This is a genomic window from Dorea sp. D27, assembly GCF_001185345.1.
Lineage (GTDB): Bacteria > Bacillota > Clostridia > Lachnospirales > Lachnospiraceae > Extibacter.
The window spans coordinates 514,455-539,215 of sequence record NZ_KQ236743.1 but is presented as its reverse complement, the minus strand read 5'-3'; the positions used below and the strand labels follow the sequence as shown (position 1 = coordinate 539,215).

28 protein-coding genes, 1 tRNA gene and 1 riboswitch are annotated in these 24,761 nt (G+C 49.2%); of the genes, 6 read left to right on the top strand and 23 right to left on the bottom strand.

Translation table 11 applies throughout. The annotated features are described in order from the left end of the window. Positions 1 to 3: 3 nt before the first annotated feature. The 6 genes from rsmH to HMPREF0980_RS18845 form a co-directional block, all read right to left on the bottom strand. A complete protein-coding gene (rsmH, locus tag HMPREF0980_RS02580) occupies positions 4 to 939 on the bottom strand; it encodes a 16S rRNA (cytosine(1402)-N(4))-methyltransferase RsmH (RefSeq protein ID WP_049727570.1) in 936 nt (311 codons plus the stop codon). 11 nt (positions 940 to 950) lie between these two features. Continuing rightward, positions 951 to 1,391, bottom strand: a complete 441-nt coding sequence (gene mraZ / locus HMPREF0980_RS02575; protein WP_006442076.1) for a division/cell wall cluster transcriptional repressor MraZ — start codon at positions 1,389 to 1,391, stop codon at positions 951 to 953. 295 nt (positions 1,392 to 1,686) lie between these two features. Next, positions 1,687 to 1,944, bottom strand: a complete 258-nt coding sequence (locus tag HMPREF0980_RS02565) for a hypothetical protein (protein ID WP_049727568.1) — start codon at positions 1,942 to 1,944, stop codon at positions 1,687 to 1,689. A gap of 59 nt (positions 1,945 to 2,003) precedes the next feature. After that, positions 2,004 to 2,843 carry a DegV family protein gene (locus HMPREF0980_RS02560; RefSeq protein WP_049727567.1) on the bottom strand — a complete coding sequence of 280 codons (840 nt, stop codon included), beginning with the start codon at positions 2,841 to 2,843 and terminating at the stop codon, positions 2,004 to 2,006. A 143-nt stretch (positions 2,844 to 2,986) separates the two neighbouring features. Further along, complete coding sequence (locus tag HMPREF0980_RS02555; protein WP_049727566.1) at positions 2,987 to 4,144, bottom strand: FtsW/RodA/SpoVE family cell cycle protein; 1,158 nt, start codon at positions 4,142 to 4,144, stop codon at positions 2,987 to 2,989. Positions 4,145 to 4,404: 260 nt separating this feature from the next. Next, positions 4,405 to 4,800 carry a hypothetical protein gene (locus HMPREF0980_RS18845; protein ID WP_049727565.1) on the bottom strand — a complete coding sequence of 132 codons (396 nt, stop codon included), beginning with the start codon at positions 4,798 to 4,800 and terminating at the stop codon, positions 4,405 to 4,407. Between the two features lie 144 nt (positions 4,801 to 4,944). On the opposite strand from HMPREF0980_RS18845, the gene HMPREF0980_RS19080 reads away from it, so the two are divergent. Next, positions 4,945 to 5,106 (top strand): hypothetical protein, encoded by a 162-nt coding sequence (locus HMPREF0980_RS19080; RefSeq protein WP_198146146.1) that lies wholly within the window; start codon positions 4,945 to 4,947, stop codon positions 5,104 to 5,106. Positions 5,107 to 5,193: 87 nt separating this feature from the next. On the opposite strand, the gene pflA is transcribed toward HMPREF0980_RS19080, so the two are convergent. The 13 genes from pflA to argS all read right to left on the bottom strand — a co-directional run bounded on the left by pflA (position 5,194) and on the right by argS (position 18,919). Next, a complete protein-coding gene (pflA, locus tag HMPREF0980_RS02545) occupies positions 5,194 to 5,913 on the bottom strand; it encodes a pyruvate formate-lyase-activating protein (RefSeq protein WP_049727564.1) in 720 nt (239 codons plus the stop codon). Next, the gene (gene pflB, locus HMPREF0980_RS02540) at positions 5,900 to 8,131 is read right to left on the bottom strand and encodes a formate C-acetyltransferase (protein WP_049727563.1); all 2,232 of its coding nucleotides are present in this window, start codon (positions 8,129 to 8,131) and stop codon (positions 5,900 to 5,902) included. Before pflB ends, pflA begins: the two co-directional genes overlap by 14 nt. Positions 8,132 to 8,252: 121 nt before the next feature. Next, a riboswitch (ZMP/ZTP riboswitch) is annotated at positions 8,253 to 8,335 on the bottom strand. A 113-nt stretch (positions 8,336 to 8,448) separates the two neighbouring features. Next, the gene (locus HMPREF0980_RS02535) at positions 8,449 to 9,051 is read right to left on the bottom strand and encodes a manganese catalase family protein (protein ID WP_049727562.1); all 603 of its coding nucleotides are present in this window, start codon (positions 9,049 to 9,051) and stop codon (positions 8,449 to 8,451) included. Between the two features lie 3 nt (positions 9,052 to 9,054). Beyond that, positions 9,055 to 9,324, bottom strand: coding sequence for a spore coat protein CotJB (locus tag HMPREF0980_RS02530; RefSeq protein WP_049727561.1), 270 nt, complete (start codon positions 9,322 to 9,324; stop codon positions 9,055 to 9,057). After that, positions 9,321 to 9,614: a spore coat associated protein CotJA gene (locus HMPREF0980_RS02525; RefSeq protein WP_049727560.1), complete on the bottom strand. Its 294-nt coding sequence runs from the start codon at positions 9,612 to 9,614 to the stop codon at positions 9,321 to 9,323. Before HMPREF0980_RS02525 ends, HMPREF0980_RS02530 begins: the two co-directional genes overlap by 4 nt. 126 nt (positions 9,615 to 9,740) lie before the next feature. Then, positions 9,741 to 10,121 (bottom strand): zf-TFIIB domain-containing protein, encoded by a 381-nt coding sequence (locus HMPREF0980_RS02520; RefSeq protein ID WP_049727559.1) that lies wholly within the window; start codon positions 10,119 to 10,121, stop codon positions 9,741 to 9,743. A gap of 105 nt (positions 10,122 to 10,226) precedes the next feature. Continuing rightward, positions 10,227 to 10,418, bottom strand: coding sequence for a heavy-metal-associated domain-containing protein (locus HMPREF0980_RS02515; RefSeq protein WP_049727558.1), 192 nt, complete (start codon positions 10,416 to 10,418; stop codon positions 10,227 to 10,229). A 13-nt stretch (positions 10,419 to 10,431) separates the two neighbouring features. Continuing rightward, positions 10,432 to 10,734, bottom strand: coding sequence for a metal-sensing transcriptional repressor (locus tag HMPREF0980_RS02510; RefSeq protein ID WP_049727557.1), 303 nt, complete (start codon positions 10,732 to 10,734; stop codon positions 10,432 to 10,434). A gap of 27 nt (positions 10,735 to 10,761) precedes the next feature. Beyond that, on the bottom strand, positions 10,762 to 13,035 hold the full coding sequence (locus HMPREF0980_RS02505; RefSeq protein ID WP_049727556.1) for a heavy metal translocating P-type ATPase: 2,274 nt from the start codon (positions 13,033 to 13,035) through the stop codon (positions 10,762 to 10,764). A 160-nt stretch (positions 13,036 to 13,195) separates the two neighbouring features. After that, positions 13,196 to 14,434 (bottom strand): serine hydroxymethyltransferase, encoded by a 1,239-nt coding sequence (gene glyA, locus HMPREF0980_RS02500; RefSeq protein ID WP_049727555.1) that lies wholly within the window; start codon positions 14,432 to 14,434, stop codon positions 13,196 to 13,198. A 59-nt stretch (positions 14,435 to 14,493) separates the two neighbouring features. After that, complete coding sequence (locus HMPREF0980_RS02495; RefSeq protein ID WP_049727554.1) at positions 14,494 to 15,759, bottom strand: S1C family serine protease; 1,266 nt, start codon at positions 15,757 to 15,759, stop codon at positions 14,494 to 14,496. Positions 15,760 to 15,985: 226 nt separating this feature from the next. Then, complete coding sequence (locus tag HMPREF0980_RS02490) at positions 15,986 to 17,137, bottom strand: serine-tRNA(Ala) deacylase AlaX (protein WP_049728300.1); 1,152 nt, start codon at positions 17,135 to 17,137, stop codon at positions 15,986 to 15,988. 15 nt (positions 17,138 to 17,152) lie between these two features. Then, positions 17,153 to 18,919, bottom strand: coding sequence for an arginine--tRNA ligase (gene argS / locus HMPREF0980_RS02485; protein WP_049727553.1), 1,767 nt, complete (start codon positions 18,917 to 18,919; stop codon positions 17,153 to 17,155). Between the two features lie 188 nt (positions 18,920 to 19,107). On the opposite strand from argS, the gene HMPREF0980_RS02480 reads away from it, so the two are divergent. The 5 genes from HMPREF0980_RS02480 (at position 19,108) to HMPREF0980_RS02460 (ending at position 22,759) form a co-directional block, all read left to right on the top strand. Beyond that, positions 19,108 to 19,746: a flavin reductase gene (locus tag HMPREF0980_RS02480; RefSeq protein WP_049727552.1), complete on the top strand. Its 639-nt coding sequence runs from the start codon at positions 19,108 to 19,110 to the stop codon at positions 19,744 to 19,746. A 32-nt stretch (positions 19,747 to 19,778) separates the two neighbouring features. Further along, positions 19,779 to 20,696 carry a deoxyribonuclease IV gene (locus tag HMPREF0980_RS02475; RefSeq protein ID WP_049728299.1) on the top strand — a complete coding sequence of 306 codons (918 nt, stop codon included), beginning with the start codon at positions 19,779 to 19,781 and terminating at the stop codon, positions 20,694 to 20,696. 173 nt (positions 20,697 to 20,869) lie between these two features. Continuing rightward, entirely contained in the window at positions 20,870 to 21,238 is a 369-nt protein-coding gene (locus HMPREF0980_RS02470) for a GntR family transcriptional regulator (protein WP_049727551.1), read from the top strand. Position 21,239: 1 nt separating this feature from the next. Then, positions 21,240 to 21,941: an ABC transporter ATP-binding protein gene (locus HMPREF0980_RS02465; protein WP_049727550.1), complete on the top strand. Its 702-nt coding sequence runs from the start codon at positions 21,240 to 21,242 to the stop codon at positions 21,939 to 21,941. Next, on the top strand, positions 21,935 to 22,759 hold the full coding sequence (locus tag HMPREF0980_RS02460) for a hypothetical protein (RefSeq protein ID WP_049727549.1): 825 nt from the start codon (positions 21,935 to 21,937) through the stop codon (positions 22,757 to 22,759). Before HMPREF0980_RS02465 ends, HMPREF0980_RS02460 begins: the two co-directional genes overlap by 7 nt. Before the next feature lie 127 nt (positions 22,760 to 22,886). Here HMPREF0980_RS02460 and HMPREF0980_RS02455 read toward each other — a convergent pair whose 3' ends face one another. The 4 genes from HMPREF0980_RS02455 to HMPREF0980_RS02440 all read right to left on the bottom strand — a co-directional run bounded on the left by HMPREF0980_RS02455 (position 22,887) and on the right by HMPREF0980_RS02440 (position 24,746). Further along, positions 22,887 to 23,219, bottom strand: a complete 333-nt coding sequence (locus HMPREF0980_RS02455) for a branched-chain amino acid transporter permease (protein WP_049727548.1) — start codon at positions 23,217 to 23,219, stop codon at positions 22,887 to 22,889. Then, the gene (locus HMPREF0980_RS02450) at positions 23,210 to 23,917 is read right to left on the bottom strand and encodes an AzlC family ABC transporter permease (protein ID WP_049727547.1); all 708 of its coding nucleotides are present in this window, start codon (positions 23,915 to 23,917) and stop codon (positions 23,210 to 23,212) included. The genes HMPREF0980_RS02455 and HMPREF0980_RS02450 overlap by 10 nt, the downstream gene beginning before the upstream one ends. A 78-nt stretch (positions 23,918 to 23,995) precedes the next feature. Next, positions 23,996 to 24,640 (bottom strand): hypothetical protein, encoded by a 645-nt coding sequence (locus HMPREF0980_RS02445; protein ID WP_049727546.1) that lies wholly within the window; start codon positions 24,638 to 24,640, stop codon positions 23,996 to 23,998. A gap of 34 nt (positions 24,641 to 24,674) precedes the next feature. Beyond that, positions 24,675 to 24,746: transfer RNA gene (locus HMPREF0980_RS02440), tRNA-Arg, on the bottom strand. Positions 24,747 to 24,761: the final 15 nt, after the last annotated feature.

Below are 24,761 nucleotides of genomic sequence, written 5' to 3'. Positions count from 1 at the left end.
AAATTATCGTCGTTCAAATATGCGGAGCTTGGCACTCTTCGCACGGCTGTTATATTCCAACTCCTCCTCATCCGGAAGAATCGGTTTTCTAGTTAAAATACTCCCCTTTGGTTCTTTTCCGCATACGCATACGGGAAAATCGCTTGGACAGGTGCATGGATTTTCATTTTTCCTAAATGCACTTTTTACTATCCTGTCCTCCAGTGAATGGAAGGTTATGATGCACAGCCTCCCTCCTGGTTTCAACAAGTCTATCATCTCATCCAGAGAATCCCGCAGAACTTCCAGCTCCCTGTTCAGTTCAATACGGATAGCCTGGAACGTCCTCTTGGAAGGATGCCCAGACTTTTTCTGGTATTTCATCGGAATGGCTTGTCTTATGATGCCGGTCAGCTGTCCGGTAGTTTCGATGGGCCTCTCCGCGCGTGCGGCTACAATATGCTTGGCGATGTTCTTTGCAAACTTATCTTCCCCGTAGTCCCGTATCACGCGGTAGAGGTCCATCTCACCGTAGTCATTGACGATGTCCCTGGCTGTCATCTTCTGACGCGTATCCATCCTCATGTCCAGCGGCGCATCTTCGCGATAGGAGAATCCCCGCTCTGCCGTATCCAGCTGATAAGATGATACGCCCAAATCGAGCACGATCCCGTCGACTTTGTCAATGCCTAACTGATGGAGCTGCGACTTCATATCACAATAGTTGCTCCTGACTATCGTGACCTTCTCCCCGAAGTCTTTTAAGCGGGCGCCTGCGGCCGTGATTGCCGCCGCGTCCTGGTCTATTCCTACAATACTCCCCTTGTTTCCTAAGCGTCTGCATACCTCGTATGCATGTCCACCTCCACCAAGCGTTCCGTCCACATAAGTGCCGTCCGGCCTGATGTTCAACCCATTAATAGTTTCATCAAGTAATACTGACTTGTGTTCGAATCCCATATCTTCTCCCTCTAGATACTGAATCCGCTCTCTTCCATATCAGATGCAATATCCTCAATGTTGAGCTCCACTTCAGCATTCTTTTCATCCCATCTGGCCTTGTCCCAAATCTCGGCACGCTTCCCCATGCCGATAAACACGACCTCTTTTTCAAGATGCGCGTAAGTCCTCAGTACAGAAGGGATTAAAGTTCTTCCTTGCTTGTCAAGGTCGCCGTCAGTTGCACTCCCTTGAAAGAAGTAGGCAAAAGCTCTGGCTTTTTTGTCCGTGGTCGTAGGCAAAGCGTTAAGTTTATCTTCGAAGGCGTTCCATTCATCTTCAGGATATACATATAGGCAGTTTTCCATACCTTTTGTTATGACGAAATTCTCCCCTAGATCGTCACGAAACTTGGCCGGAATGATTAATCTGCCCTTAGGGTCGATATTATGACTGTATTCTCCTTTCAACATAAGAACTCACCCTCTTTCAAGTGGTCTGCCACTTTCGCACCACTTTATACCACTTTTCACCACTTTCTACCACTTGAATACATTGTAAACCACTTTTTGGGCGATTTCAACCCTTTTTTTAGAAAATTTTGAAAGGGGTCAGACCCCTGCGGCCGCAGGGGTCTGACCCCTTTCAAAATTCGGGCCATTGTCAGACTTCTTTTCCTTTTGTTTTCAAGCACAAAAATAAGGCACCGCAGTGCTGATGGACAAGCCATCTGTTCTGCAGCGCCTTTGTAATCATGAATCATACTGGCTATTCTTCTGTATTTCCTGCTGCCTCGGTGAGGTTAGTGGGAAATTCTGTCAGTGCGGTATAATCGATTTCTACTGACTCTTTTGGTTTATTTGACTTATATGTTCCGTAGGCAGAATACCCTACCCAGCCTACAAGAAGAAGTGCAGCCAGCCCTACGACACATTTGCGGGCTATGTTTGCGGCTTTCTCCTTTTTCACATTCTTTTTGCGGTTAGCTTTTTCTTGTTTATATCTGTCTACTTTTTCCTGGCTCATATTTTTTCGCTCCTTCTATAGCTCAACAACTAAGAGTTATTCTACCATAGTTTCCGGCATTATACAACTACAATTACGCCTCCGTCTGAAGCATACATACTGCTGATTCCAGCCGTATCTACAATGATGACATCCCGGAAATCCGCCTTTTCAAGCAGCATGTCTTTTACCTGGCGGGCACGCTCCGGACAGTTGCAGTGTGATATGGCAAGTATCTTCTTTCCCGGCTCTTTCAGCCTCTTTGCAATTTCTTCCACCATTTTCACGAGCGCCTTCTTGATTCCTCTTGCCTGTCCCAGCTGGCAAATCGTCCCTTCTGCCGTGGCACCCATTACCGGCTTTATGTTAAGCGCCGTGGCAACGATAGCCTTCAGGCCGGTAAGCCGTCCGTTTTTCCGCAATGTCTCCAGTGTCTCCAGCACAAAATACGTATCTTGTTCCGCTATATATTCTTCCACCGTATCTACTACGTCCTGAAATGCCATCCCTGCCTCTTCACATTCTGCAATCTTCAGCGCTATCAATGTCTCACCGACAGAGGCCGAGCGGGAGTTGAACACGTAGATATCTTTCTCCCCATATTCTTCGAGGTACAGATTCTTGCCGAGCAGGGCACTGTTATAAGAACCGCTCAGCTCCGAGGAAAGCGTCACCGCATATACATGATCCGCATCACAGTGGAACCCCTCCATATATCTTTCCGGCGACGGACAGGAAGATTTAGGACAGTCCGGCGAAGCTGCCACCAGTTTCAAAAATCTTTCCTGATCAAAAGTCTCGTCATCAACAATCTGATGTCCCGCTACTTCTATTTTTAGAGACGCTGTCTCAAAGTACCCGGACTTTTTCATCTCATCTGTAAGTTCTCCACAGCTGTCTACAATCACTTTATAACTCATATCTTTCCTCCCGGCATACCATATCTGTGTTTGGCTGGCATGTCATCTGTTGCTATAATATGTAGTTTTCAATACTACATTTGTAATCATAGCACATTTGTATTGGAAATAAAAGTATTTTTACTAAAGTTTTCCCAGACACTCTAGTCTTCAAACTTAATTTTTCTCGACACCCCAAGCGCAATTCCCATCTCGATTGTCAAAAACAGGATAGAAGTTCCTCCGTAGCTGATGAACGGAAGCGTGATTCCGGTCGTCGGAATCAGGTTTATCACAACCGCAACATTCAGGATGACCTGAAGGGCAATATGAGCAAATATGCCTGTCACTATGAGAGAACCGTATATGTCAGGTGCATTCTGGGCGATGAAGAGCAGGCGGTACAGAAGCATCCCGAACAGGACGAGTACCATAATTGCCCCGAACACTCCCAGTTCCTCACATATAATAGAGAGAATCATATCATTCTGGACTTCCGGAATGATCATCTTCTGTGCGCTGTTTCCCAGTCCTTTTCCAAAAAATCCTCCTGATCCGATGGCATAGAGGGCCTGCATAATCTGGTAGCCGCCCTCTGCGGCATGTTCTTCCGGAGCCAGCCATACGAGTATCCTTCTCATACGGAAGTTTTCACTCGTCACAAGCACCCTGCCCAGAATCTGGACCGCCACAAGTATCACGCCCATACCTGCCGTAAAAAGCACGATAAACGGGGCCGTCTTCGGATGCACGACAAATACCATGATACAGGTAATGCCCATTACAATGATAGCTGTACTCAGGTTGTCCGTCAGAAACAGGACACAGGCCGCGGAAAAAGCTCCCCACGCAAGTATTTTCGCGATTCCTCCGAGCGTCTTAATCTCTTTGCCCATCTTGCAGATAAGCACAGGGATAAATAAGATAATTGCTATCTTGGCCACCTCCGCCGGCTGGAACTGCTGATCAAAGGGCAGCTGTATCCAGCGCTTGGCGCCATTCACCTCTTTTCCCAGAGGTGTCTTTACAAGCATCATCAAAAGCACAGAGACTATGTACAGCAGTTTGGCCCACTTGATATAAATATGATAATCAATTTTCGCCACCACGTATATGACTATGAGCCCCATCACGCAGAATATTAGCTGCCGTTTGAAATAATGCATACTGTCGCCATAAGTTACAAGTGCACTGTATGAACTCGTGCTGTACAGCATAACAAGTCCAAAACAGATGAGAAATATAAGGACTGCAAGCATGCTATAATCAAAATACCGCGACTTGGGCATTTTCTTTTTTCTTGTCTTCCGACTTCTCGCCATAATATCTACACTCCAATCTACCGTTCTTATTATAACGATATGAAAGAATAAAAACAACTGAATTTTCTGCCTGTAAGGATATCCTCCCGGTATATGGAGTGTGCAGGCTGACTAGATTCCCCGGTTACATGTGGTCATATCCCACACTTTTTGAAGCCCGTCACATTTTTCCAGATGCGGACACTCCCCCTGTACGTAAGAGAATACCGGGTCTCTGTGTTCGTACCGTCTGATGGCCTCCTCCAGCTTTCTTTCTTCCCTCAGGTTCTCAAGTTCAGCCGCAGGTCGGAACGTGTTGTCCCGGATATGCTGATACGGCGGCACTTCCTTATGGTGGAACATGGAGAGGTTAACCACATGCCGTGGGCACGTGCTGTTGAAAAAGACCGGCAGAGCATCTCCAGCTCCTCATCTGATTTCATGAGAATGCTCGTAACCGTCGTGTCCATGTTGACAGCCTCGCATTGGGGAAAATAGCTACGAATCATGTCGAGCACTATTTCCAGATGGCCGGTCTCAAGACCAAATGCGTTGCCGTCCCCGAGAAATATTCTCCTCGGCCGCCCGTTCACATCTCTGACACGTTTCAGCTCATCCTCAGCCTGCGCCAGCGGAAGCACTCTATAAGCCAGATGCCGGAAAAGGCTGCAGAACATGCACAATGTAAATCCGTCATAATACTTTTGTTTTTTTATTATACTTTACTCCTGATATCCTGTACAGTGAAATAAATCAGGACCTTTGACAAGTATATTTCTTCTCGCCTGTGAGCATCATACCTTTGAAAGGAGTGTGCACGTATGAAAGAAAACAAATCTTCATTTACAACGGAACGTCCAATTGACTATACGGAAAGCAAAGACGCTTATGACGGTAAGATCAACGCTTCAAACTCCGAAAAGTCTGTTGCTCCGCTTCCGGAGTCTGAACGTCCGAGAAAAGACGGTCCAGGCGGGGAATAAATGCGGCTTTTCTTTTCCCCGGTATTCGCTGCAAAACCGGCTGCCTATCCAGACAGCCGGTTACGTCTATATAAGGGATTCTATTGTCTACCGGTAACGGACCGGAATGCTCTCTCTCAACCTCCCGGCTTCCGTCTCCGTCATCTCAGGCACATCCGCAAGCGGAAACGGTATGCCCATCGTTTCATATTTTTCCAGACAGAGCTTCCGGAACGGCAGCAGCTCTATCTTCTCTACATTAGGATACTCTTCCAGGAAATCCACCAGCTTTATAATATCTTCCTTCGTGTCATTGATGCCAGGGACGGCAACTCTCCGGATCCAGAGCGGAATGTTCTTCTTTTTTGTCAGATTTAAGAAAGCTGCAACCTTCTGGAAATCTGCTTTACAGTAATATCTGTAGTCTTCCGCAGTAAGGAACTTTACATCAGCCAGTACCAGATCCGTATACTCTAATACGCGTCCGGTCTTCTGCATGTCTCCGACCCCGCTCGTATCGAGAGCCGTGTGTACCCCTTCTTCCCTGAGAATACGGAACAGCTCCATCACAAATTCCGGCTGCATGAGCGGCTCCCCGCCTGTCACCGTGACACCTCCATTTTTCAAATACGGCAGAAAGCGGCGAATCTTTTCCGCCACCTCTTCCGGCGTGTATTCCTCTTCGGCATCCGGCTCCCACGTATCCGGATTATGGCAGTAAGCACACCGCAGAGGGCACCCCTGCATAAATACCACGAATCTGAGCCCCGGCCCGTCCACTGCTCCCATGGACTGGAAGGAGTGGATACGACCGCTATATCGTTTCATGGAATGTACGTGAAATCACTTCCTTCTGCTGTTCACGCGTCAGCTTGTTGAAGTTCACCGCATAGCCGGACACGCGGATAGTAAGGTTGGGATATTTATCAGGATTGTCGTATGCATCCATAAGCGTATCCCTGTTCAGCACATTTACATTCAGATGATGCGCCATCTGGCCAAAATATCCGTCCAGTATGGACGTCAGGTTATCAAGCCTTTCTTCCTCTGTCTTTCCAAGTGCCTCGGGAACGACAGAAAATGTATTGGAGATTCCATCCTTACAGTATTGATAGGAAAGCTTTGCGACAGAGTTAAGAGAAGCAAGCGCGCCGTTCTTCTCTCTGCCGTGCATAGGATTGGCCCCGGGGGCAAACGGCTCTCCCGCTTTCCGTCCGTCCGGTGTGGAACCGGTCTTCTTGCCGTACACGACATTGGAAGTTATCGTGAGTATAGATAGTGTCGGTTCAGCGTCACGGTACAGCTTCTGTTTTTTCAGCTCTTCGTAGAACAGTTTTACCTGTTCACAGGCAATGTCATCCACACGGTCGTCATCATTTCCAAAAGCCGGATATGCTCCTTCTATATCAAAATCACTGATTAGTCCCGTCTCCTCGTCACGGATGCATCTTACCCTCGCATACTTGATAGCAGAAAGAGAATCTGCCAGCACGCTCATTCCTGCGATGCCAAATGCCATGAACCGGTGTACTTCTGTGTCATGCAGGGCCATCTGCGTCTTTTCGTAGGCATATTTGTCATGCATATAATGGATGACATTCATCGTGTTGGCATACATCCTCACGAGCCACGGACGGTACACGTCCAGAAGTTCCATGACCTTACCGTATTCGAGGTATTCTCCACCGTATGGTTCATGTGCCGGCCCCACCTGAATGTTCTGCTTTTCATCCCTGCCGCCGTTCAGCGACATGAGCAGCAGCTTGGCAAGATTGGCCCTGGCCCCGAAGAACTGCATCTCTTTCCCTATTCTCATGGCAGATACACAACAGGCAATTCCGTAATCGTCGCCGAACTGCGGACGCATCAGGTCATCATTTTCATATTGGATGGCATCCGTATCACAGGAAACCTTTGCGCAATACTTCTTAAAATTATCCGGAAGATTCTTTGACCACAATACCGTAAGGTTTGGCTCTGCCGATGGCTTCAGATTGTATAGCGTATGGAGCATGCGGAATGAATTTTTCGTTACAAGGGGTCTGCCGTCCTCCCCCATGCCGCCTACAGATTCCGTAATCCACATCGGGTCGCCGGCAAACAGCTCATTATAGTCAGGCGTGCGCAGATGACGCGCCATGCGCAGCTTCATCACAAAGTCATCGACAATCTCCTGGGCTCCTACTTCGCTTAGAGTGCCTTTTGCAATATCACGTTCAAAATAGATGTCAAGGAACGTAGAGGTGCGGCCAAGGCTCATAGCTGCTCCGTTCTGCTCTTTGATGGCACCGAGATATGCAAAATAAAGCCACTGCACCGCTTCCCTGGCATCCGCCGCTGGCTTTGTAATGTCATATCCATACATCGCGGCCATGTCGCGCAGTTTGCCGAGGAAGTTGATCTGCTGGTACAGCTCTTCCTGCTGACGTATGTGGTCTACATCCATGACCTCCAGGCTCAGCCTGTCTTTGTCGGCCTGTTTCTGTTCAATCAGATAGTCGAGGCCGTAGAGGGCGACACGGCGGTAATCGCCGATGATACGGCCGCGTCCGTAAGCATCGGGCAGACCCGTGATAAGACCGCAATGCCTGGCGGCTTTCGTCTCCTTGCTATAGACACGGAACACCCCGTCATTGTGAGTCGTCCTGTACTGGAATTCGTCTTCCACCTTCTGCGACAGCTCATATCCATACGCCCGGCACGCGTCCCTTGTCATGCGCAGACCCCCAAAGGGATTGACGCCCCTTTTCAGCGGACGGTCTGTCTGGAGTCCTACGATGATCTCCTGCTCCTTGTCCAGATAGCCCGGCTTGTAATTCAAAAGAGAAGTTACTGTCTGGGTATCAATGTCAAGCACGCCTCCGAACTCACGCTCAAGCACAAGCAGATTCTCGAACTTATGCAGCAGCTTACCGGTACGTTCCGTCGCCGGCTCCAGGAAATCCCCATTTCCCGTATAAGGGGTATAGTTATGCTGGATAAAATCACGTACATTCATCTCTTCCTGCCATATCCCCGGCTTAAAACCTTCCCACTGTGTAAACATATTCCATTCCTCCTGTTCTCTGTGTGTATGACATCATTCCCTGCGCTCTTTTCATTGGGGCCAGACCCCTTTTGAATGGGGCCTGACCCCAACCGCTAAAAAAAGAGCAGCACCAGAAAAATGATGCTGCCCAGACGGTCGGCTTATTCCAAGACTCCATTCCCCTGTGGTAACCCACATTATCCGTCAGTAATGGAATCCCTTTTGTTTACTTTACGGGGTGAGTATATCATTAACCCGCCGCAAAAGTCAAGAGAATTTTCATAGGGGTCAGACCCCCTGCATATGCAGGGGTCTGACCCCTTCGACAATTCACTTTATTTTCTGACATCAAACTCTGGATTGAATGCGTAGAAGTTCTTGCTATCCAAGTTATCCTGTACGATGCGCAGTGATTCTCCGAATCGCTGGTAGTGTACGACTTCACGTTCTCTCAGGAAACGGATCGGTTCACATACCTCCGGGTCCTTTACGAGCCTCAGTATATTATCGTAAGTAGTCCGTGCTTTTTGTTCTGCCGCCATGTCTTCGTGAAGGTCCGTTATCGGATCTCCTTTGGACTGGAAGTATGTTGCCGTCCACGGCGCGCCGCTGGCCGCCTGCGGCCACAGTGCCAGTGTATGGTCTACGTAGTATTTGTCGAAGCCTGATTTTTCAATCTCTTCCGGTGTCAGGTTTCTTGTAAGCTGGTGAACGATTGCGCAGATCATCTCCATGTGTGCCAGCTCCTCCGTACCTATATCGGTCAGGATGCCGGTTACCTCTTTATACGGCATCGAATATCTCTGGGACAGATACCGCATTGACGCTGCCAGCTCTCCGTCGGGTCCTCCGAACTGAGTGATAATTATCTGGGCGATCTTTGGGTTCGTCTGCGTTATTTTTACCGGATGCTGCAGTCTTTTCTCATAATTCCACATATACTAACATCCTCCTTCCTGCCACGGCCATGGCTCGTTGATCCATTTCCACCTGTCTGCTTCCGTATCAGCTGTGTCAAGTGTCAATGGGCCGTAATATCTGGCATATTCTTTCAATGCCTGGACTCTCTGTTTTTCAAATTCGTTAAAAAATTCAAGAGCTTCTGCATTACAAGGATGCGTATCGAGAAACAGCTTCACATCGTCCACCGCAAAGCTCACCACGTTAATCCACTCTAAAAGTTCCCGCCTGCAAGGTTTATTATCTGTCATCTTGAACACCCTCCTATCCCCCGGAATGGTTTGTTCAGTTCTTCAAAAATCGTACCACAGTGAAATCCTTTTTCTACTTCGTACAAGGCACGCCACTGCTGCCACGGTACATAGGCCATCGCTATCGGCATTCCGCTCAGTTCGTCACAAGCTGCCCTGTCATCGCAGCAGGCCGGCTGCATCTTCGGCTGTACTTTCGTACGGCAGCCTTCCTCTCTCATGACAGGTGCTGTTCTTCCACAATTATTACGCCTTCCGTACTCCGGCGCATTATAACGGTAATTCGGCATGTGTCATACTCCTTCCATAATCATTTGCAATATTATAGTATGGGACTGACCGGAAAGTTGTGCAGAAAAAGGCCGCTGACTACAGATGACTGCGCATCTGCAATCAGCGGCCTCACTATCGGCTGCCTATTTTAAGAGCATGTAAATAATCAATGCTGCCACGGCTACAATTGCAATTCCCAGTATAATCACCGGCACTTTGGACACTTTATCATCTTCCAGATCATAATAGTCGTCCTCAACTTCCGGCTCCGGCCTTCTCTTCGGCCTCTTTCTCGGTCTCTCCTCTTCCACGGAAAGCAGTTCATCATATGCCCTGCGCATTTCCTTTTCCCGCTTATCCCGCACCTTCTTCGGCGGAATATTGGCATACTTCTGGTCTTCTTCCTCTTCCCTGCGCTGCTTCGCACCTGATACCTTGAACTTCTTTCTGCAGTTGAAGCATAACATGTAATCCGGGTCTTTCTGGCTCGGCTTTAACGGCTGGCCGCATTTTGGACATTTCATGGAAATTTGTCCCTCCTCGTTCGTTTCTATACTGTACTTCCACTGCGTATTATACTATATAACAGTGCAAATATCAAAACAAATTACTCAGCTGCCCCCACTTCTCTACACTTCCGCGGAAAATCCAAGGTCATCCAAAGCTTCCAACGCAGTTTTTACACAGTGTTCACATCCGTCCACCGTCACCGTCTTATCTTCCAGGCTCACCTTGAAATCAAGCCCTTCCTCTGTCAGAAGTTTAGAAATCCTCTCCACACATTTCTCACAGTGCATATCTGCCACCTTAATAACTGTCATCTGACCCATCCTCCTATTTCATCAATTTTTGAATCGTATCACACAGTTCATCGACCACTTCTACTTTGCCTTCCTGTATATCATCGACCACACACGTATGGATGTGATTCACGAGCAGCTTTTTGCTGAATGCATTCAATGCTGCCTGAATTGCAGAGACCTGTGTCAATATGTCCACACAGTACCGGTCCTCCTCCAGCATCTTCTTGATTCCCCTCACCTGTCCCTCGACACGGTTCAGCCTCGTCACCAGCTCTTTATATTCGCCGGCATCCCGGTGCTTCGTACGTTCCGTACAACAGCTATTCTCTTCCATAGTTCATCTCCTCTTCGTGTATTCTTCCTATAATCTCAGCCTGCGAAGCCTGAGTGCATTTCCCACAACGGTCACGGAGCTCAAGGACATGGCAAGACCCGCAAAGACGGGATTCAGCAGCGTCCCGTTTATCGCGTACAGCGCTCCGGCTGCGAGCGGAATGCCACAGCAGTTATAGAAAAACGCCCAGAACAGGTTCTGCTTGATATTTCTTATGGTAGCGTTGCTCAGCCGGATAGCCTTATAGACATCATTCAGATCAGACTTCATAAGAACCATATCTCCTGAGTCGATGGCGATATCACTTCCGCTTCCAATTGCCACTCCGACGTCCGCCTGTACGAGCGCGGGAGCATCATTGATGCCGTCACCCACCATCATCACGCGGCGCCCTTCTTTCTGAAGCTTCTCCACCACATTTGCCTTATCCTTCGGCAGCACCTCTGCGACCACATGGTCTACTCCTACTTTACCTCCAATATACTCTGCCGTCAACCGGTTATCACCAGTCAGCATATAGACCTGAATGCCAAGTTCCTTCATGTGTGCTATGGCTTCCCGGCTCGTCTCCTTCACCGGATCCGCCACGCTGATAATCCCTGCCGGAGCAGCCGGCTCTTTCTCACCTTCTGACGGTCTGTCGGACTTTCGCACGACAAACATAGGCGTCTGCCCCTTCGCAGCAATTTCCTCTGCCGCCTTGCGGTATGCTCCAAGTCCAATCCCAAGAGACTCGCACAGCTTCTTGTTTCCGATATAATATGTGTCGCCCTCGATAACCGCCTCGATTCCCTGTCCGGTGACGCTCTGGAAATCTTCTGCTCTCAGAAGCGGCAGACCTCTCTTTTTTGCCTCATCCACGATGGCACGTCCGAGTGGATGCTCCGATGCCTGTTCGCAGGACGCCGCAATCTGCAGCAGCCGCTCTTCCGCCGTGTCTTGACTTACGATGTTCATGACCGCCGGCTTTCCTTCGGTAATCGTTCCTGTCTTGTCAAGCACGACCGCGTCAGCTTTGTGTGCAATCTCAAGCGCCTCCCCACTCTTAATCAGGATACCGTTACCTGCCCCAAGCCCGGTTCCGACCATAATCGCGGTTGGAGTGGCAAGCCCGAGCGCGCACGGACACGCAATGACAAGCACTGATACGAATATGGTAAGCACGAACGCAACGTCATGGCCGAGCAGCGCCCACACGACAGCCGCTACAAACGCGATACACATGACGGCAGGGACAAAGTACCCCGCTACCGTATCCGCAAGTTTTGAGATAGGCGCTTTCTTACCCTGGGCGTCCTCCATCATCTTCACAATCTTCGCAAGCGTCGTATCAGCACCGACGCGCGTAACCTTAACCGTGACAGCACCCTGGTAATTGACACTGCCTCCTATTACCTCGGAACCCGCCTCCTTCTCTACCGGGATACTTTCACCTGTAAGCATGGATTCATCCACCGTCGTGCGCCCTTCGGTAATGGTTCCGTCAAGGGGCACTTTATCACCCGGCCTGATGAGAATCAGCTCTCCCAGTCCAACCTGTTCCACCGGCACTTCTGCCTGTTCTCCGCCTCTCAGCACGCAGGCCGTGTCCGGCGCCAGCTCCATCAGCTTCCGTATGGCATCCTTCGTCTTGTTCTTGCTCCGGCCTTCCATATATTTACCGACCATGACAAGCGTCACGACGATAGCAGCCGACTCATAGTATAGGTTGTGGACCGCCATATCGTCCGACCGTATCAGAAACGTCATCACAAGGCTGTACACATATGCACTTCCCGTACCAATCGCCACAAGCGAATCCATATTCGGATGTCCCCTGAACAGACTCTTAAAGCCGACGAGGTAGAATTTTCTTCCGTTAAATAAAATGACTGACGTAAGTATGAGCTGCGCCAGCGCAAAATTGAGCGGGCTGTGATGCATATCCAGCAGTGCCGGGAGGGGCATCGGAAACGGAACCATATGCCCCATGGAAATATAGAGGAGAGGAACGGCAAGGATAATATTGATGATGAGATGCGTCCTCGTCTTATGAACCTCGTCTTCCATCTCCGCTTCTTCTTCTTTCTTCTCTTCTTTGCTCTTATCGATATGGCGCACTGCCTGGAATCCCGCCCTCTCCACTTTTCTGATAATCACTTCGTCCGACAATGCCTGTTCGTCAAAGGTTATCGTCATTATGCCGGTCGTCAGGTTCACGCTGCTCTGTTCCACACCGTCAAGCTTCCTCGTAACCCTCTCCACCGCACTGGAACAGGCCGCACAGCTCATACCGCCTATATTAAACTGTTTTGTAATCATTTCAACGCCTCCGTTCATACCCCTATTGGGTATTTAGATTATACCTCTATACGGTATATTTGTCAACGGAGAACGTACAAAATGAAAAAAAATTATCAAATGAAAATAAAGGGGCCAGATCCCCGCTCTCGTACGCGGCAGCTCCAGCCCCTTACTCTCACTACTGGCAGAGTGGATACTTCTTCGTAAGCCCTGCCACAATTTCTTTTGCTTTTTCTATATTCTCTTCACTTTTTATCACAAGCACAATCGCTTCCGCGATGGCATCCATATCCTCTTCCTTCATCCCTCTCGTCGTCACCGCCGGAGTACCAAGTCTTACTCCGCTCGTCACAAACGGGGAACGCGGGTCATTTGGAATTGTGTTCTTGTTGCATGTAATATGAGCCTCGTCCAGGCGTCTCTCCAAATCCTTGCCTGTAACCTCCTCTTCGCTCAAATCCACCAGCATGAGATGGTTGTCCGTGCCTCCGGATATGATTCTTACCCCTCTGTCCATAAGTCCCCTGCACAGCGCCTGCGCGTTGTCGATAATCTGCTGCTGGTATGCTTTGAATTCCGGTTCAAGCGCCTCCTTGAAACAGACTGCCTTTCCTGCAATAACATGTTCCAGCGGACCGCCCTGCGTTCCCGGGAATATCGCCTTGTCAAAGTTGAACTTGTCCGCGGCTTCCCTGTTGCACAGTATCATGCCGCCTCTTGGCCCGCGCAGCGTCTTATGGGTCGTTGTCGTTACCACATCGGCGTACGGTATCGGGCTCGGATGAAGTCCCGCGGCTACAAGACCGGCTATATGAGCCATATCCACCATCAGGTATGCACCCGTCTCATCCGCAATCTCCCGGAACCGTTTGAAATCTATCGTCCTCGCATACGCACTGGCCCCTGCAATAATGAGTTTTGGCCTTTCGCCAAGTGCAATCTCCCTTACGTTGTCATAGTCAATCACACCTTCATCGTTGACTCCGTAAGATACGATATCAAAATACTTCCCGGAAAAATTCACCGGTGACCCGTGGGTCAGATGTCCTCCATGATCCAGATTCATGCCCAGCACCTTATCACCGGGATCTACCATAGCAAAATATGCGGCAAGGTTAGCCTGCGCGCCGGAATGAGGCTGTACATTAACATAATCGCAGCCGAACAGCTTTTTCGCCCGTTCACGCGCCAGATTTTCCACGATATCCACACACTGGCATCCGCCATAGTAACGTCTCCCCGGATATCCCTCCGCATACTTGTTGGTAAGAGGGCTTCCCATGGCCGCCATCACGGCCTTGCTCACCCAGTTTTCAGAGGCAATCAGTTCGATGTGGGAATTCTGCCGCTCCATCTCTGAATGAATCGCCTCTGCTATTTCACTGTCTGCTTTTTTGATTTCGTCAAATGAATACATCTTCGTACCTCCCAGGCAATTTTCGTGTTTATACGTTACCTTCCAGGTACATTATATCATTATTGTGCACTTGTTCCAAGGGTTACTTCTACGCTGCTCTCTTTATACTCTCCGCTCTTGTCCGGCGTCTGTACGGTCAGCGTAACTTTCTCGCCCGCCTTATAATACTGGAGCTGTTCTTTCAATGTATCCATACTGTTGATGGACGAACCGTCAAGCTCAGTGATAATACTGCCTTTGGCAAGCCCCGCCTTCTTGGCACCACCGCCGTCGATAACTTCAGATATATAGACGCCGGTCGGCATATTATACATCTGCGCACTTTCGGAATTGACGTCCACGCCCTGGATTCCAAGATATCCCTGCTCGCCTTCTGCAACCTTCGTACGTGTCTCTTTATTCATCAGATTCTGTATGATGCTGCCCGCATCGGATATCGGTATCGCGTAACCCATACCTTCTACCGTGTCGGTAGCGACTTTAATCGAGTTGATTCCGATTACCTCGCCATTGGCATTGAGAAGCGCGCCACCGCTATTGCCTGGGTTGATGGCGGCATCTGTCTGAATCAGTTCACCGTCATACGTGTCAAGTTCTCTGTTCGTCGCAGAGATGATACCCGTCGTAACAGACTGGCCGTAGCCGAGGGCGTTGCCAATCGCGATGGCCGGCTCGCCGACCTTCAGCTTTGTGGAATCACCGAGCGTTGCAACCGCGATAGCGTCCATCGTGGAACTCTTGATAGAATCCAGCGGCACTGCAATCACTGCCAGGTCTTTCGCCGCGTCCGTACCTTTTACATTCGCTTCTACACTCTCTTCATCGATAAAGGATATGGTAAGCGTATTACTTCCTTCCACCACATGATTATTCGTTACGATAAGAAGTTCGTCGTCATTCTGTCCGACGATAATGCCGGAACCTACGCTCTTGCTTTCCTGCTCCTGCACGCCGCCGAAGAAGTTCTGCACCTGCTGAACGCTCATGTTTGTGATGGAAACGACTGACGGCATAGCCTTATTCGCTATATCGGCAATGTCCGAATTAACCGTGCTGTTTGTCGACGTGTTCAGCTTTGTGCTGCCTACGGTGGATGTCTGCTTTGCAGTCTTTTCGCTGCCGCCTGTTCCGAAGATTTTATTTCCGACCACATTGCCCGTCTGGAATACCACGCTTGCCACAAGGCCGAATACAAGCGCAGAGCTTACAAGCCTTACCCACTTCGGTGCTGTCTTCTTCACCCGCTCCGGCTTATTGTCATAACCGCCGGGCGCCCCTCCTGTATGCTCCTGCTCCGGATTATAATAATTATATTGATTATCCATATATAAGACTCCTTTCGTTTTTATACGTCAGATGAACCATTATTTCTAACTGTTTATGTATGTAGTGTACCGTGTAATTGTGTTCAATCTGTGATAAAACCATGAGAAAATCGTTAAATGTCAAAAAAAAGGAAAAGCGCATATGCCTGCCGCATCGCTTTCCGTAAAATGGAGCACGCTGCCGCGGCTATATACGCCCTTCCCCTGCTTTCACTCAGAGAACTGCCTACAGGCCCTCTATAAAACTTCGGATTTCTTTTTCCTCTCCGGCCAGCGAACCTTGCACCATCTCAGGCTTGCCTCCGCCTCTGCCGGAGAATCTGCTGTTCATGCTCTTACACAGGGGGCGGACATCTTCCGCCCTGCTTCCGATGACATAACGGTAGCCTTCCCTGTCCGTGCCCGCCAGCACGGCGCATACGCGTGCCCCTCTGTCCAGAAGCAGATTCATAAGTTCCCTTGGCCCGTTCCCGCTAAGCTCAGAGTCGAACACGACCACTCGCCCGCTGTCCGCGCTGATTTCCGCCGCCTTATATGCAATCAGCTTCTGCTGGAGAGAAGCGAGCTTCCCTTTCTGCTGAATCTGTTCCTCTTTCAGATGTCTCACTGCCTCCGCGACCTCATCCTCCTTCGCACAGAGAAGCGCCGAGACTTCCTTGACATTGCGTTCCTTCTGCCGGTAGTCCCTGAGAGCACGGATACCGCACAACATGTTGATACGTTCCCCGCCTTTGTAATTTACCATATCCGTCAGCTTGATAAGGCCGATTTCCCCTGTCCTGTCCACATGGGGCGCACAGCATGCACACACATCATAACCTGGCACGGTTACGATGCGCACCTGCCCTTCTATCTCTATCTTGCTTCGGTAATCAATGCTCTGCAATTCTTCGTTTGAGGGATATGCGACCTGGATGTCGAGGTCTCTGAACACGGCTTCATTGGCAAGCTCCTCGATCTCCTTCAGCTCTCTATTCGTTATCGGCCCGTTGAAATCAATCGTGCAGTACCCGCTCCCAAGATGGAATCCTACGTTGTCATAGCCGAACTTCTTGTGAACGAGCCCGGATATAATGTGTTCGCCCGAGTGCTGCTGCATCTTCTCGAACCGCTCTTCCCAGTTGATCCGCCCTTTTACTTTCGTCCCCGGCTCCAGCGGCCTGTCAGCCATATGCCTGACAATACCGCCTTTTTCATGTACATCCGTAACACGGACATCACCAAGCCATCCTGTATCAGCGTACTGTCCACCGCCTTCCGGGAAGAAGGCCGTCTCATCAAGAGTGATGATATATCCGTCCCCGGAAGGTTCACATGACAGCACCTCCGCTTCAAATTCCTGCATATGACTGTCTTCATAAAACAATTTCCTTGTCATCTCATCCACCTTTTCCTACATCCTCTCAGGTGCTTCGAATCCGAGCAGGCCGATACATGCCTCCAGCACCTTCTTCGTCAGCACGAGCAGCGCGACATAGCTCTGTTTCCTGTTCCCGTCTTCTTGCGCAAGTATCTTCGTCTCATGGTAAAAACGGTTGAAGACATTTGCCAGGTCATATATATAGGCACAAATCTTGTGGGGCGCAAGATCGTCGAACGCGGTCTGAATCACTTCATTGTACTTGGCCGCTTCAAGCATAAGCGCCTTCTCGCTCTCGGAATGGGCTCCCTCCATCTTGATTCCTTCAAAGGAACCGCCGTTTTCCTTATATTTGTTCAGGATAGACTTGATACGCACAATCGTGTACAGGATATACGGTCCCGTATTGCCTTCAAAAGAAGTGAACCTGTCCACATCGAACACATAATCTTTGGACGCCTGGTTGGATAAGTCGCCGTATTTGATGGCGGACATGCCGACTATCTGCGCTGTACGGGCCGCGTTCTCCTCAGACACCGTACGGTTATCGCTTATCTTCTTGTACATCTCCTCCTCGATTTCAGCAATCAGGCTTTCCAGCCGCATTACTCCGCCTTCCCTCGTCTTGAAGGGTTTTCCGTCCTTTCCGTTCATCGTGCCAAAACCGAGGAAGCAAAGCTTCGTCTCTTCCCTCACGATGCCTGACTTCTTAGCAGCCCGGAATACCTGTTCAAAGTGCAGTTCCTGCCGCTTGTCCACAACATATATGATTTCATCCGGATGATAGTCCTGCTCTCTCTGCACGAGCGTCGCAAGGTCGGTCGTCCCATAGAGTGACGCGCCGTCCGATTTCTGAATCATGCACGGAGGCACTTCCTTCGTGTCCGTCTCTTCCTGCACATCAATCACGAGGGCACCGTCATCGAAACGGGCATGTCCCTCTTCTTTCAGCCGCTTCAGCATATCCGGGATATATTTCTGCGCGTCTGCCTCCCCTTTCCACAGGTCAAAGCTGACCCCCAGGTTCTCGTAGTTTTTCTTCAGATCCGCCACAGACACTTCCATAATATGGTTCCAGACTGCAGTATATCCTCGGTGCCCGTTCTGCAGAAGGTAAGTGGCATTGAGCGCCTGGTCACGGTAGTCCTCATCCTCTTTTGCCCTGCTGCTTGCCGCCGGGTATATCTCTTCCAGCTCTGAGATGGTAAATGGCGCTTCCTTCGGGTATTCTCCTGCAAAGCTGTCGTCAAAGTAGGGCAGCTTTGGCTGGCGGCATTTAAGTTCTGTGATGATCAGCCCCATCTGATATCCCCAGTCGCCGAGGTGGATATCACCAAGCACTACGTGTCCCATCGCTCTCGCGATGCGCTTCAAGCTCTCTCCGATAATCGCGGAGCGCAGATGTCCTACATGAAGCGGCTTGGCTACGTTCGGTCCGCCGTAATCGACGATGATCATCTTCGGCTCCCCGGCTTTTGACAAGCCAAGTGTGTCGTCGTTACTCATCTCATTCAGGTAGCCCGCGGCAAATGACTCTTTCAGCCGGATATTGATGAATCCCGGCTTCACAGCCACTGCCTCTTTTATACATGAATCTGCGGAAAGATTTGCCGTTACATCCTCTGCAATCACCAACGGCGCCTTCCGGTATGCCTTCGTACCCGCCATCGCACCGTTACACTGATATTCGCACAGGTCGGGACGGTTGGACAGCGTCACCTTGGCATAACACTTGTCATACCCTGCTTTCTCAAACGCTTCTTCCATCTCTTTCTCGATGAGACTGATTATTTTCTCCATTTTGCCTCCTCCTTGCATATATGGCTTCTATATATGAAAAACTTGATTATAACGTATTTTACCTAGTTATTCTATCACAAGGGAAGTTTTGCAACAACCATATTTTAAATCTGCTGTTGCAAAACTTCCCATAACATGGTATTATATTAATAACAATTACTATTATTATATTATCAGGAGGTAAGCATATGAACAAAAATGTATTCCGCAACTTATCCTATGGCGTCTATATCATATCTACATTGGACGGTGACCGCAGCACCGGCTGTGTCGCCAACAGCATCATGCAGATTACGTCGGAGCCAGCCACCATCGCGCTCAGCATGAACCATGACAACTTTACCAACTCCTGCATCGCCAAAAGCGGCCTCTTCGCAATATCCATATTGTCGGAGACTTCGGCCTCTTCTCTCATCGGACAGTTCGGTTTCCAATGCGGTAAAGATGTGGACAAATTTGAAGGCATCAGCCATACCATGAAGAAAGGGCTTCCTGTCATCGATGATTCCTGCGGCTATATCGTCTGTAAAGTGATAGATACGATGGAGACTTCGACCCACACCGTCTTCCTCGGCGAAGTTGTCGATGGTGATATCCTGGGAGATTCCCCGGCAATGACTTACGCTTACTACCACAATGTCGTCAAAGGAAAGAGCCCGAAGAACGCGCCTACCTATCTGCCGGAAGAAGCAGAAAGCTCTGACGGAGCTTGGGTATGCAGCATATGCGGTTATGTGTACGACGGCGAGACGCCGTTTGAAGACCTTCCTGATTCCTATAAATGTCCGGTCTGCGGCCAGGGAAAGGATAAGTTCCGCAGGCAGTGACAAATGAATAAGAAGAGAGGTATACAAAAGTGATAAAGATAGGTTCCCACGTCAGCATGAGCGGAAAGGATATGCTGCTCGGCTCGGCAAAAGAAGCGGTGTCCTACGGTGCCGATACCTTTATGGTATTTACCGGGGCTCCCCAAAATACGAAACGAAAGGACATAAGCGAACTGAATATAGACGCTGCATGGGAATATATGAATCGTCATAATATAAGCGATATTATCATCCACGCGCCCTATATTATCAATCTGGGCAATACGGTCAATCCAAGGACATATGAACTGGCCGTAGAATTTCTCAGGATGGATCTTGAGCGTAGCGCGGCGTGCGGAAGCGGGACCCTCGTCCTCCATCCCGGTGCCCACGTAGGCGAAGGGCCAGAAAAGGGTATCGCCCAGATCATAAAGGGGCTTAATGAGATACTGACTCCTGATACCTCCGTTCATATCGCGCTGGAGACGATGGCCGGAAAGGGGTCTGAGATCGGCCGTACTTTTGAAGAGCTCGCCCGCATCTATGACGGCGTCGTCTGCAATGATAAGCTTAGAGTATGTTTTGATACGTGCCATACACATGACAGCGGTTATGATATCATCCATGATTTTGACGGTGTCATGGAACATTTTGATAAGATAATCGGCAAGGATCAGATTGCGGTATTCCACATCAATGACAGCCGCAACCCGCAGGGCGCCCGAAAGGACAGGCATATCAACATCGGCAGCGGGGAAATCGGTTTTGACGCACTCTCCTATATCGTACACCATCCTGACTTTCAGGATATACCTAAGATTCTCGAGACGCCGTATATTCCGTCAATTGACAATCCCAAGAAGTCTTATCCTCCTTATAGACACGAGATAGCGATGCTCCGAAGCGGCCTGTTCCATTCCCATCTCGCGGGTTCCGTACTGGAAGAATACGAGGCGGATAGTGTCAAATAGCTCATTATATCGGACATACCATCGTCCCGGCAGAAACTTACCATCTCTGCCGGGACTTTTTGCATGATTTTCCAGCCAATCTAACACAATCACTTGACAATTCCTCCCTTCTGTATTATTGTATTACATAGATAATACAATAACAATTATCCTTTCAGAAACGAGGTGATTACATGCCATGGGATTTAGATAACGAACGGCCCATCTATCTGCAGCTTATGGAAAAGATCCAGCAGGATATCATAGCAGGCATATATAAGCCTGGCGACAAGCTTCCATCTGTGCGCGACCTCGCGCTGGCCGCTGCCGTGAATCCTAACACGATGCAGAAGGCGCTGTCCGAGCTTGAACGCGGCGGCCTGGTATACTCCCAGCGGACAAGCGGACGATTTATAACGGAGGATGAAAAGATGCTGAAACAGATGAAGACGGAACTGGCGTCAGAGCACATCAGAGATTTTTTTGAAAAAATGAAACAGCTAGGCTTTCAGGAAGAAGAAACTCTTCTGCTGATACAGGAAGCGATAAAGGGGGAACACTAATATGAATCCAATTTTGGAATGTCAGGGTCTTTCCAAAAGGTATGGCAGCAGCTTCTATGCTTTGAACAATCTGAGCCTTTCTATCGGAAGGGGACAGATCGTGGGGCTGCTAGGACCTAACGGCAGCGGAAAGACCACTTTCATCAAACTGATCAATGATATTCTCGTACCTACTTCCGGCAAGGTATTGATAGACGGGAAGGAACCGGGCGTAGAGACGAAGAAAATCGTGTCTTATCTTCCTGACCGCATCCACCTCGATGACTCCATGAAGATAAAAGACATGATTGCATTTTTTTCCGACTTTTACAGTGATTTCGTGACGGACAGGGCTTATAAGATGCTGACAGACCTGGAGATAGACGTGAACAAACGTCTGAAGACCTTTTCAAAAGGCACGAAGGAAAAAGTCCAGCTCGTGCTTGCCATGAGCCGCGACGCACAGCTCTATGTCCTGGATGAGCCGATTGGCGGGGTGGATCCGGCCGCAAGGGATTATATACTGCAGACGATATTGGGCAACTACAACGAAAATGCCACTGTAATCCTGTCCACTCACCTGATCCATGACATTGAAAATATACTGGACCGAGTCATATTCATCCGGCAGGGCCAGCTCGCGCTCAATGCCACGGTAGATGAGATACGCATGGACCATGGCAAATCCGTAGATGCACTGTTCAGGGAGGTGTTCAGATGTTAGGCAAACTGATAAAATATGACATGAAAGCGCTGAACCGGTTCTTAATCATTATACACGGCTTTCTCATTCTATCTGCCCTGGCAGGACGATTCTTTCTCACGAACCGGATCCAGTTTACAGAATTCAATGACACGACCACGCTTATGCTGTCACTTGCCTTCATGCTTTATTTTCTCATAGTGGCTGGTGTCGTATTTGGAACAGAGATGATAATCGCGGTCAAGTTCTACAAGAACCTGTTCTCCAGTGAAGGATATTTGACGCGGACGCTCCCGGTGACGCCGGGACAGCATCTGCTCTCAAAGACAATCGCAGCAACCATCTGGTGCATCATTGACATCGCGCTCGTCTTGCTGTCAATGTGGATAGTCATTATGACACCGTCTGTTACAGATGCATACAACACGAACAAGGCAGAAGTTCTGAAGCAGCTGGGTATTACGGGAAATACCACACCGGCGTTGCTCATCGCCGCAATCATCCTGCTCGTAATCATAGGTGCGGTCAGCAGCGTAATCATGATATATGCTTCCATCGCCATGGGACAGCTGTTTTCAAACCACCGTATCCTTGGTGCCGTCGTGTCCTACTTCATCATCACGACCGTCATCTCTATCTTCAGCCTGCTCGTCATGACGCTTACCGGATTCTTCGCGGACTATCTTCCGATAGCTACGCAGAATGGAACATTAGACTTTAACTTCGCGGAATATATGATTTATCTCTGTAAGATTACAGCCGCACTCTCCATCGTTACGTCTGTCATCCTCTACATCTTTACGTACTATATTTTGAGGAAGAAGACAAATCTTCAGTAAGCATGCAATACTTCGTACGAGAAAGAACCGGGCGGCAGATGCCGCCCGGTTCTTTCCGTTTTGTCCTGCCATCGTCCATCGTTGGCTTGTTAAGACTTACAGACCCCTATCTGAATGGCCAGGTATTCTAGAACACCACCTGGATAAGGAGCATATATAATATGGTTCCTGCCCCGATACTGAGCAGATTGTTGCGCTTCCACACATGGAGCCCCGCCGTCACGATGACCGCCAGCGCTTCCGGCACGCCATGGGGGCTCTCCAGCACAGGAGTCGCTTTCAGACAGTACACGACAAGCATACCGATAACCGCAGGCGTAAGCACCTTCCCGAGATACTGTACGATACGAGGTATCTCTTTTCCTTTCGGAAACACGAGGAAGGGAACGACACGAGTCGCGAAGGTCGTACCCGCGACTGCAAGAATTATGAAAAATGACATGGCTGCACTTATGGGCATTGTATCTCCTCCCTTCTCTCCAGCCTCGTTCGCAGCATAAACAGTACGAGGACGATGAGCAGCATGGAAGGAAGCACAAACTTATCCGAGCCGAATATCTGGAGGCAGAGGAACGCAGCCGCGATTCCGATCACCGCAGGCGTCCTGTTCTTCCTGTCCATCCACTGTTCTATGAATATGACGACAAATAAAGCGGTCATGGCAAAGTCAATCCCATCCGAATTGAAAGGGAGCAGGCTGCCGGCCAGTCCGCCGATAGCGGAACCGATAAGCCAGTACGACTGGTCCATCAAGGATATGGCAAACAGGAACTTCTCTTCTTCTACCCCATTCGGCACTTTTGTCGTACAGAGAAGGGAATACGTTTCATCGGTCAGGCCGAAAATCATATACCAGCGTTTTCTTCCCATGTTATTAAATTTTTCCAGAAGAGAGATGCCATAGAATATATGGCGTACGTTCACCATGAGCGTCATAAATATGACCTGGAGGAACGAGATTCCAGGCACAAAAAAGTTCACTGCCAGGTATTGTCCCGAACCCGCATATACGAGCAGGCTCATCAGTAACGCCCACAAAAAAGAATAGCCTTTCTCTGCATACATGACTCCGAATGCGATACCGATAAAGATATAGCCCGTCATTACCGGAATCGTGTATGGAAACGCTTTTTTAAATGCCTCTTTATATCCCGACATCTTCTCTTACCCATCCTATCCTTTGTATTTTTTAAAAAGTCAGACCTCTGGAGATACAGAGGTCTGACTTAATATACTTTATTCATTACTGCTTGTCCCAGTGGAATCCTCGTATGCATTCTTCAAATCTGCCAGAGCTTCCCTGAGCAACGCGTCAGATTCGACGGCACTGTGATACTGTGACGTAGTGTCCGCCAGCAGCTTGTCCACATCATCCTGGCCGGCCACTTCTTCCACGGAGCTTTTCAGCTCGTCGTCTTCCACGGTCTGGCTCACATGATATTTGCCGCTCCCTTTGTTTTTTTCTACATACAGCGTTCCTAATCCGGGAACCCCTGTGTAGATATCTTTTATCTTCATATCATATTTGACAAAAGCCACATATGAATCTTTGTATTTTCCCAATTTCGTATAGACCTGTACATTGTCATAAGACTCGACAAAATCCGAATTCTCTGCCAGACGCGCGTAATAAGACTTTACCACATCTGTCACCTCAGGGTACTCTTCCAGTCTCAGCGGATTTGTCTCCATACTGTCATATCCTTTATTTTCCGCCTTGATGTCCTGGGAATTTGTCTTTTGTGCTTTCTGGACCTTCTCTTCCGTAAGATTGAACCCGACTACGCCCAAAGCCAGAACAAGCAGCATGACGGCTATGATTATATTAGCCCTTCTATACTTCTTAAGCCGGCCGGAGCAGTCTTTCCATCTTGCTCTCATAAGACTCCCTCCATTGTAAGCACTTTTTTAAGTACACACCCGGGCGGATTCGAACCGCCGCTCCCGCCTCCGGAGGGCGGTGCTCTATCCCCTGAGCTACGGGTGCATAATTTGTCCTATA

Coding starts and splice junctions, on each gene's coding strand:
- rsmH (WP_049727570.1), bottom strand. CDS start 939: ATGGGATTCGAACACAAGTCAGTATTACTTGATGAAACTATTAATGGG.
- mraZ (WP_006442076.1), bottom strand. CDS start 1,391: ATGTTGAAAGGAGAATACAGTCATAATATCGACCCTAAGGGCAGATTA.
- HMPREF0980_RS02565 (WP_049727568.1), bottom strand. CDS start 1,944: ATGAGCCAGGAAAAAGTAGACAGATATAAACAAGAAAAAGCTAACCGC.
- HMPREF0980_RS02560 (WP_049727567.1), bottom strand. CDS start 2,843: ATGAGTTATAAAGTGATTGTAGACAGCTGTGGAGAACTTACAGATGAG.
- HMPREF0980_RS02555 (WP_049727566.1), bottom strand. CDS start 4,144: ATGGCGAGAAGTCGGAAGACAAGAAAAAAGAAAATGCCCAAGTCGCGG.
- HMPREF0980_RS18845 (WP_049727565.1), bottom strand. CDS start 4,800: ATGTTCTGCAGCCTTTTCCGGCATCTGGCTTATAGAGTGCTTCCGCTG.
- HMPREF0980_RS19080 (WP_198146146.1), top strand. CDS start 4,945: ATGAAAGAAAACAAATCTTCATTTACAACGGAACGTCCAATTGACTAT.
- pflA (WP_049727564.1), bottom strand. CDS start 5,913: ATGAAACGATATAGCGGTCGTATCCACTCCTTCCAGTCCATGGGAGCA.
- pflB (WP_049727563.1), bottom strand. CDS start 8,131: ATGTTTACACAGTGGGAAGGTTTTAAGCCGGGGATATGGCAGGAAGAG.
- HMPREF0980_RS02535 (WP_049727562.1), bottom strand. CDS start 9,051: ATGTGGAATTATGAGAAAAGACTGCAGCATCCGGTAAAAATAACGCAG.
- HMPREF0980_RS02530 (WP_049727561.1), bottom strand. CDS start 9,324: ATGACAGATAATAAACCTTGCAGGCGGGAACTTTTAGAGTGGATTAAC.
- HMPREF0980_RS02525 (WP_049727560.1), bottom strand. CDS start 9,614: ATGCCGAATTACCGTTATAATGCGCCGGAGTACGGAAGGCGTAATAAT.
- HMPREF0980_RS02520 (WP_049727559.1), bottom strand. CDS start 10,121: ATGAAATGTCCAAAATGCGGCCAGCCGTTAAAGCCGAGCCAGAAAGAC.
- HMPREF0980_RS02515 (WP_049727558.1), bottom strand. CDS start 10,418: ATGACAGTTATTAAGGTGGCAGATATGCACTGTGAGAAATGTGTGGAG.
- HMPREF0980_RS02510 (WP_049727557.1), bottom strand. CDS start 10,734: ATGGAAGAGAATAGCTGTTGTACGGAACGTACGAAGCACCGGGATGCC.
- HMPREF0980_RS02505 (WP_049727556.1), bottom strand. CDS start 13,035: ATGATTACAAAACAGTTTAATATAGGCGGTATGAGCTGTGCGGCCTGT.
- glyA (WP_049727555.1), bottom strand. CDS start 14,434: ATGTATTCATTTGACGAAATCAAAAAAGCAGACAGTGAAATAGCAGAG.
- HMPREF0980_RS02495 (WP_049727554.1), bottom strand. CDS start 15,759: ATGGATAATCAATATAATTATTATAATCCGGAGCAGGAGCATACAGGA.
- HMPREF0980_RS02490 (WP_049728300.1), bottom strand. CDS start 17,137: ATGACAAGGAAATTGTTTTATGAAGACAGTCATATGCAGGAATTTGAA.
- argS (WP_049727553.1), bottom strand. CDS start 18,919: ATGGAGAAAATAATCAGTCTCATCGAGAAAGAGATGGAAGAAGCGTTT.
- HMPREF0980_RS02480 (WP_049727552.1), top strand. CDS start 19,108: ATGAACAAAAATGTATTCCGCAACTTATCCTATGGCGTCTATATCATA.
- HMPREF0980_RS02470 (WP_049727551.1), top strand. CDS start 20,870: ATGCCATGGGATTTAGATAACGAACGGCCCATCTATCTGCAGCTTATG.
- HMPREF0980_RS02465 (WP_049727550.1), top strand. CDS start 21,240: ATGAATCCAATTTTGGAATGTCAGGGTCTTTCCAAAAGGTATGGCAGC.
- HMPREF0980_RS02460 (WP_049727549.1), top strand. CDS start 21,935: ATGTTAGGCAAACTGATAAAATATGACATGAAAGCGCTGAACCGGTTC.
- HMPREF0980_RS02455 (WP_049727548.1), bottom strand. CDS start 23,219: ATGCCCATAAGTGCAGCCATGTCATTTTTCATAATTCTTGCAGTCGCG.
- HMPREF0980_RS02450 (WP_049727547.1), bottom strand. CDS start 23,917: ATGTCGGGATATAAAGAGGCATTTAAAAAAGCGTTTCCATACACGATT.
- HMPREF0980_RS02445 (WP_049727546.1), bottom strand. CDS start 24,640: ATGAGAGCAAGATGGAAAGACTGCTCCGGCCGGCTTAAGAAGTATAGA.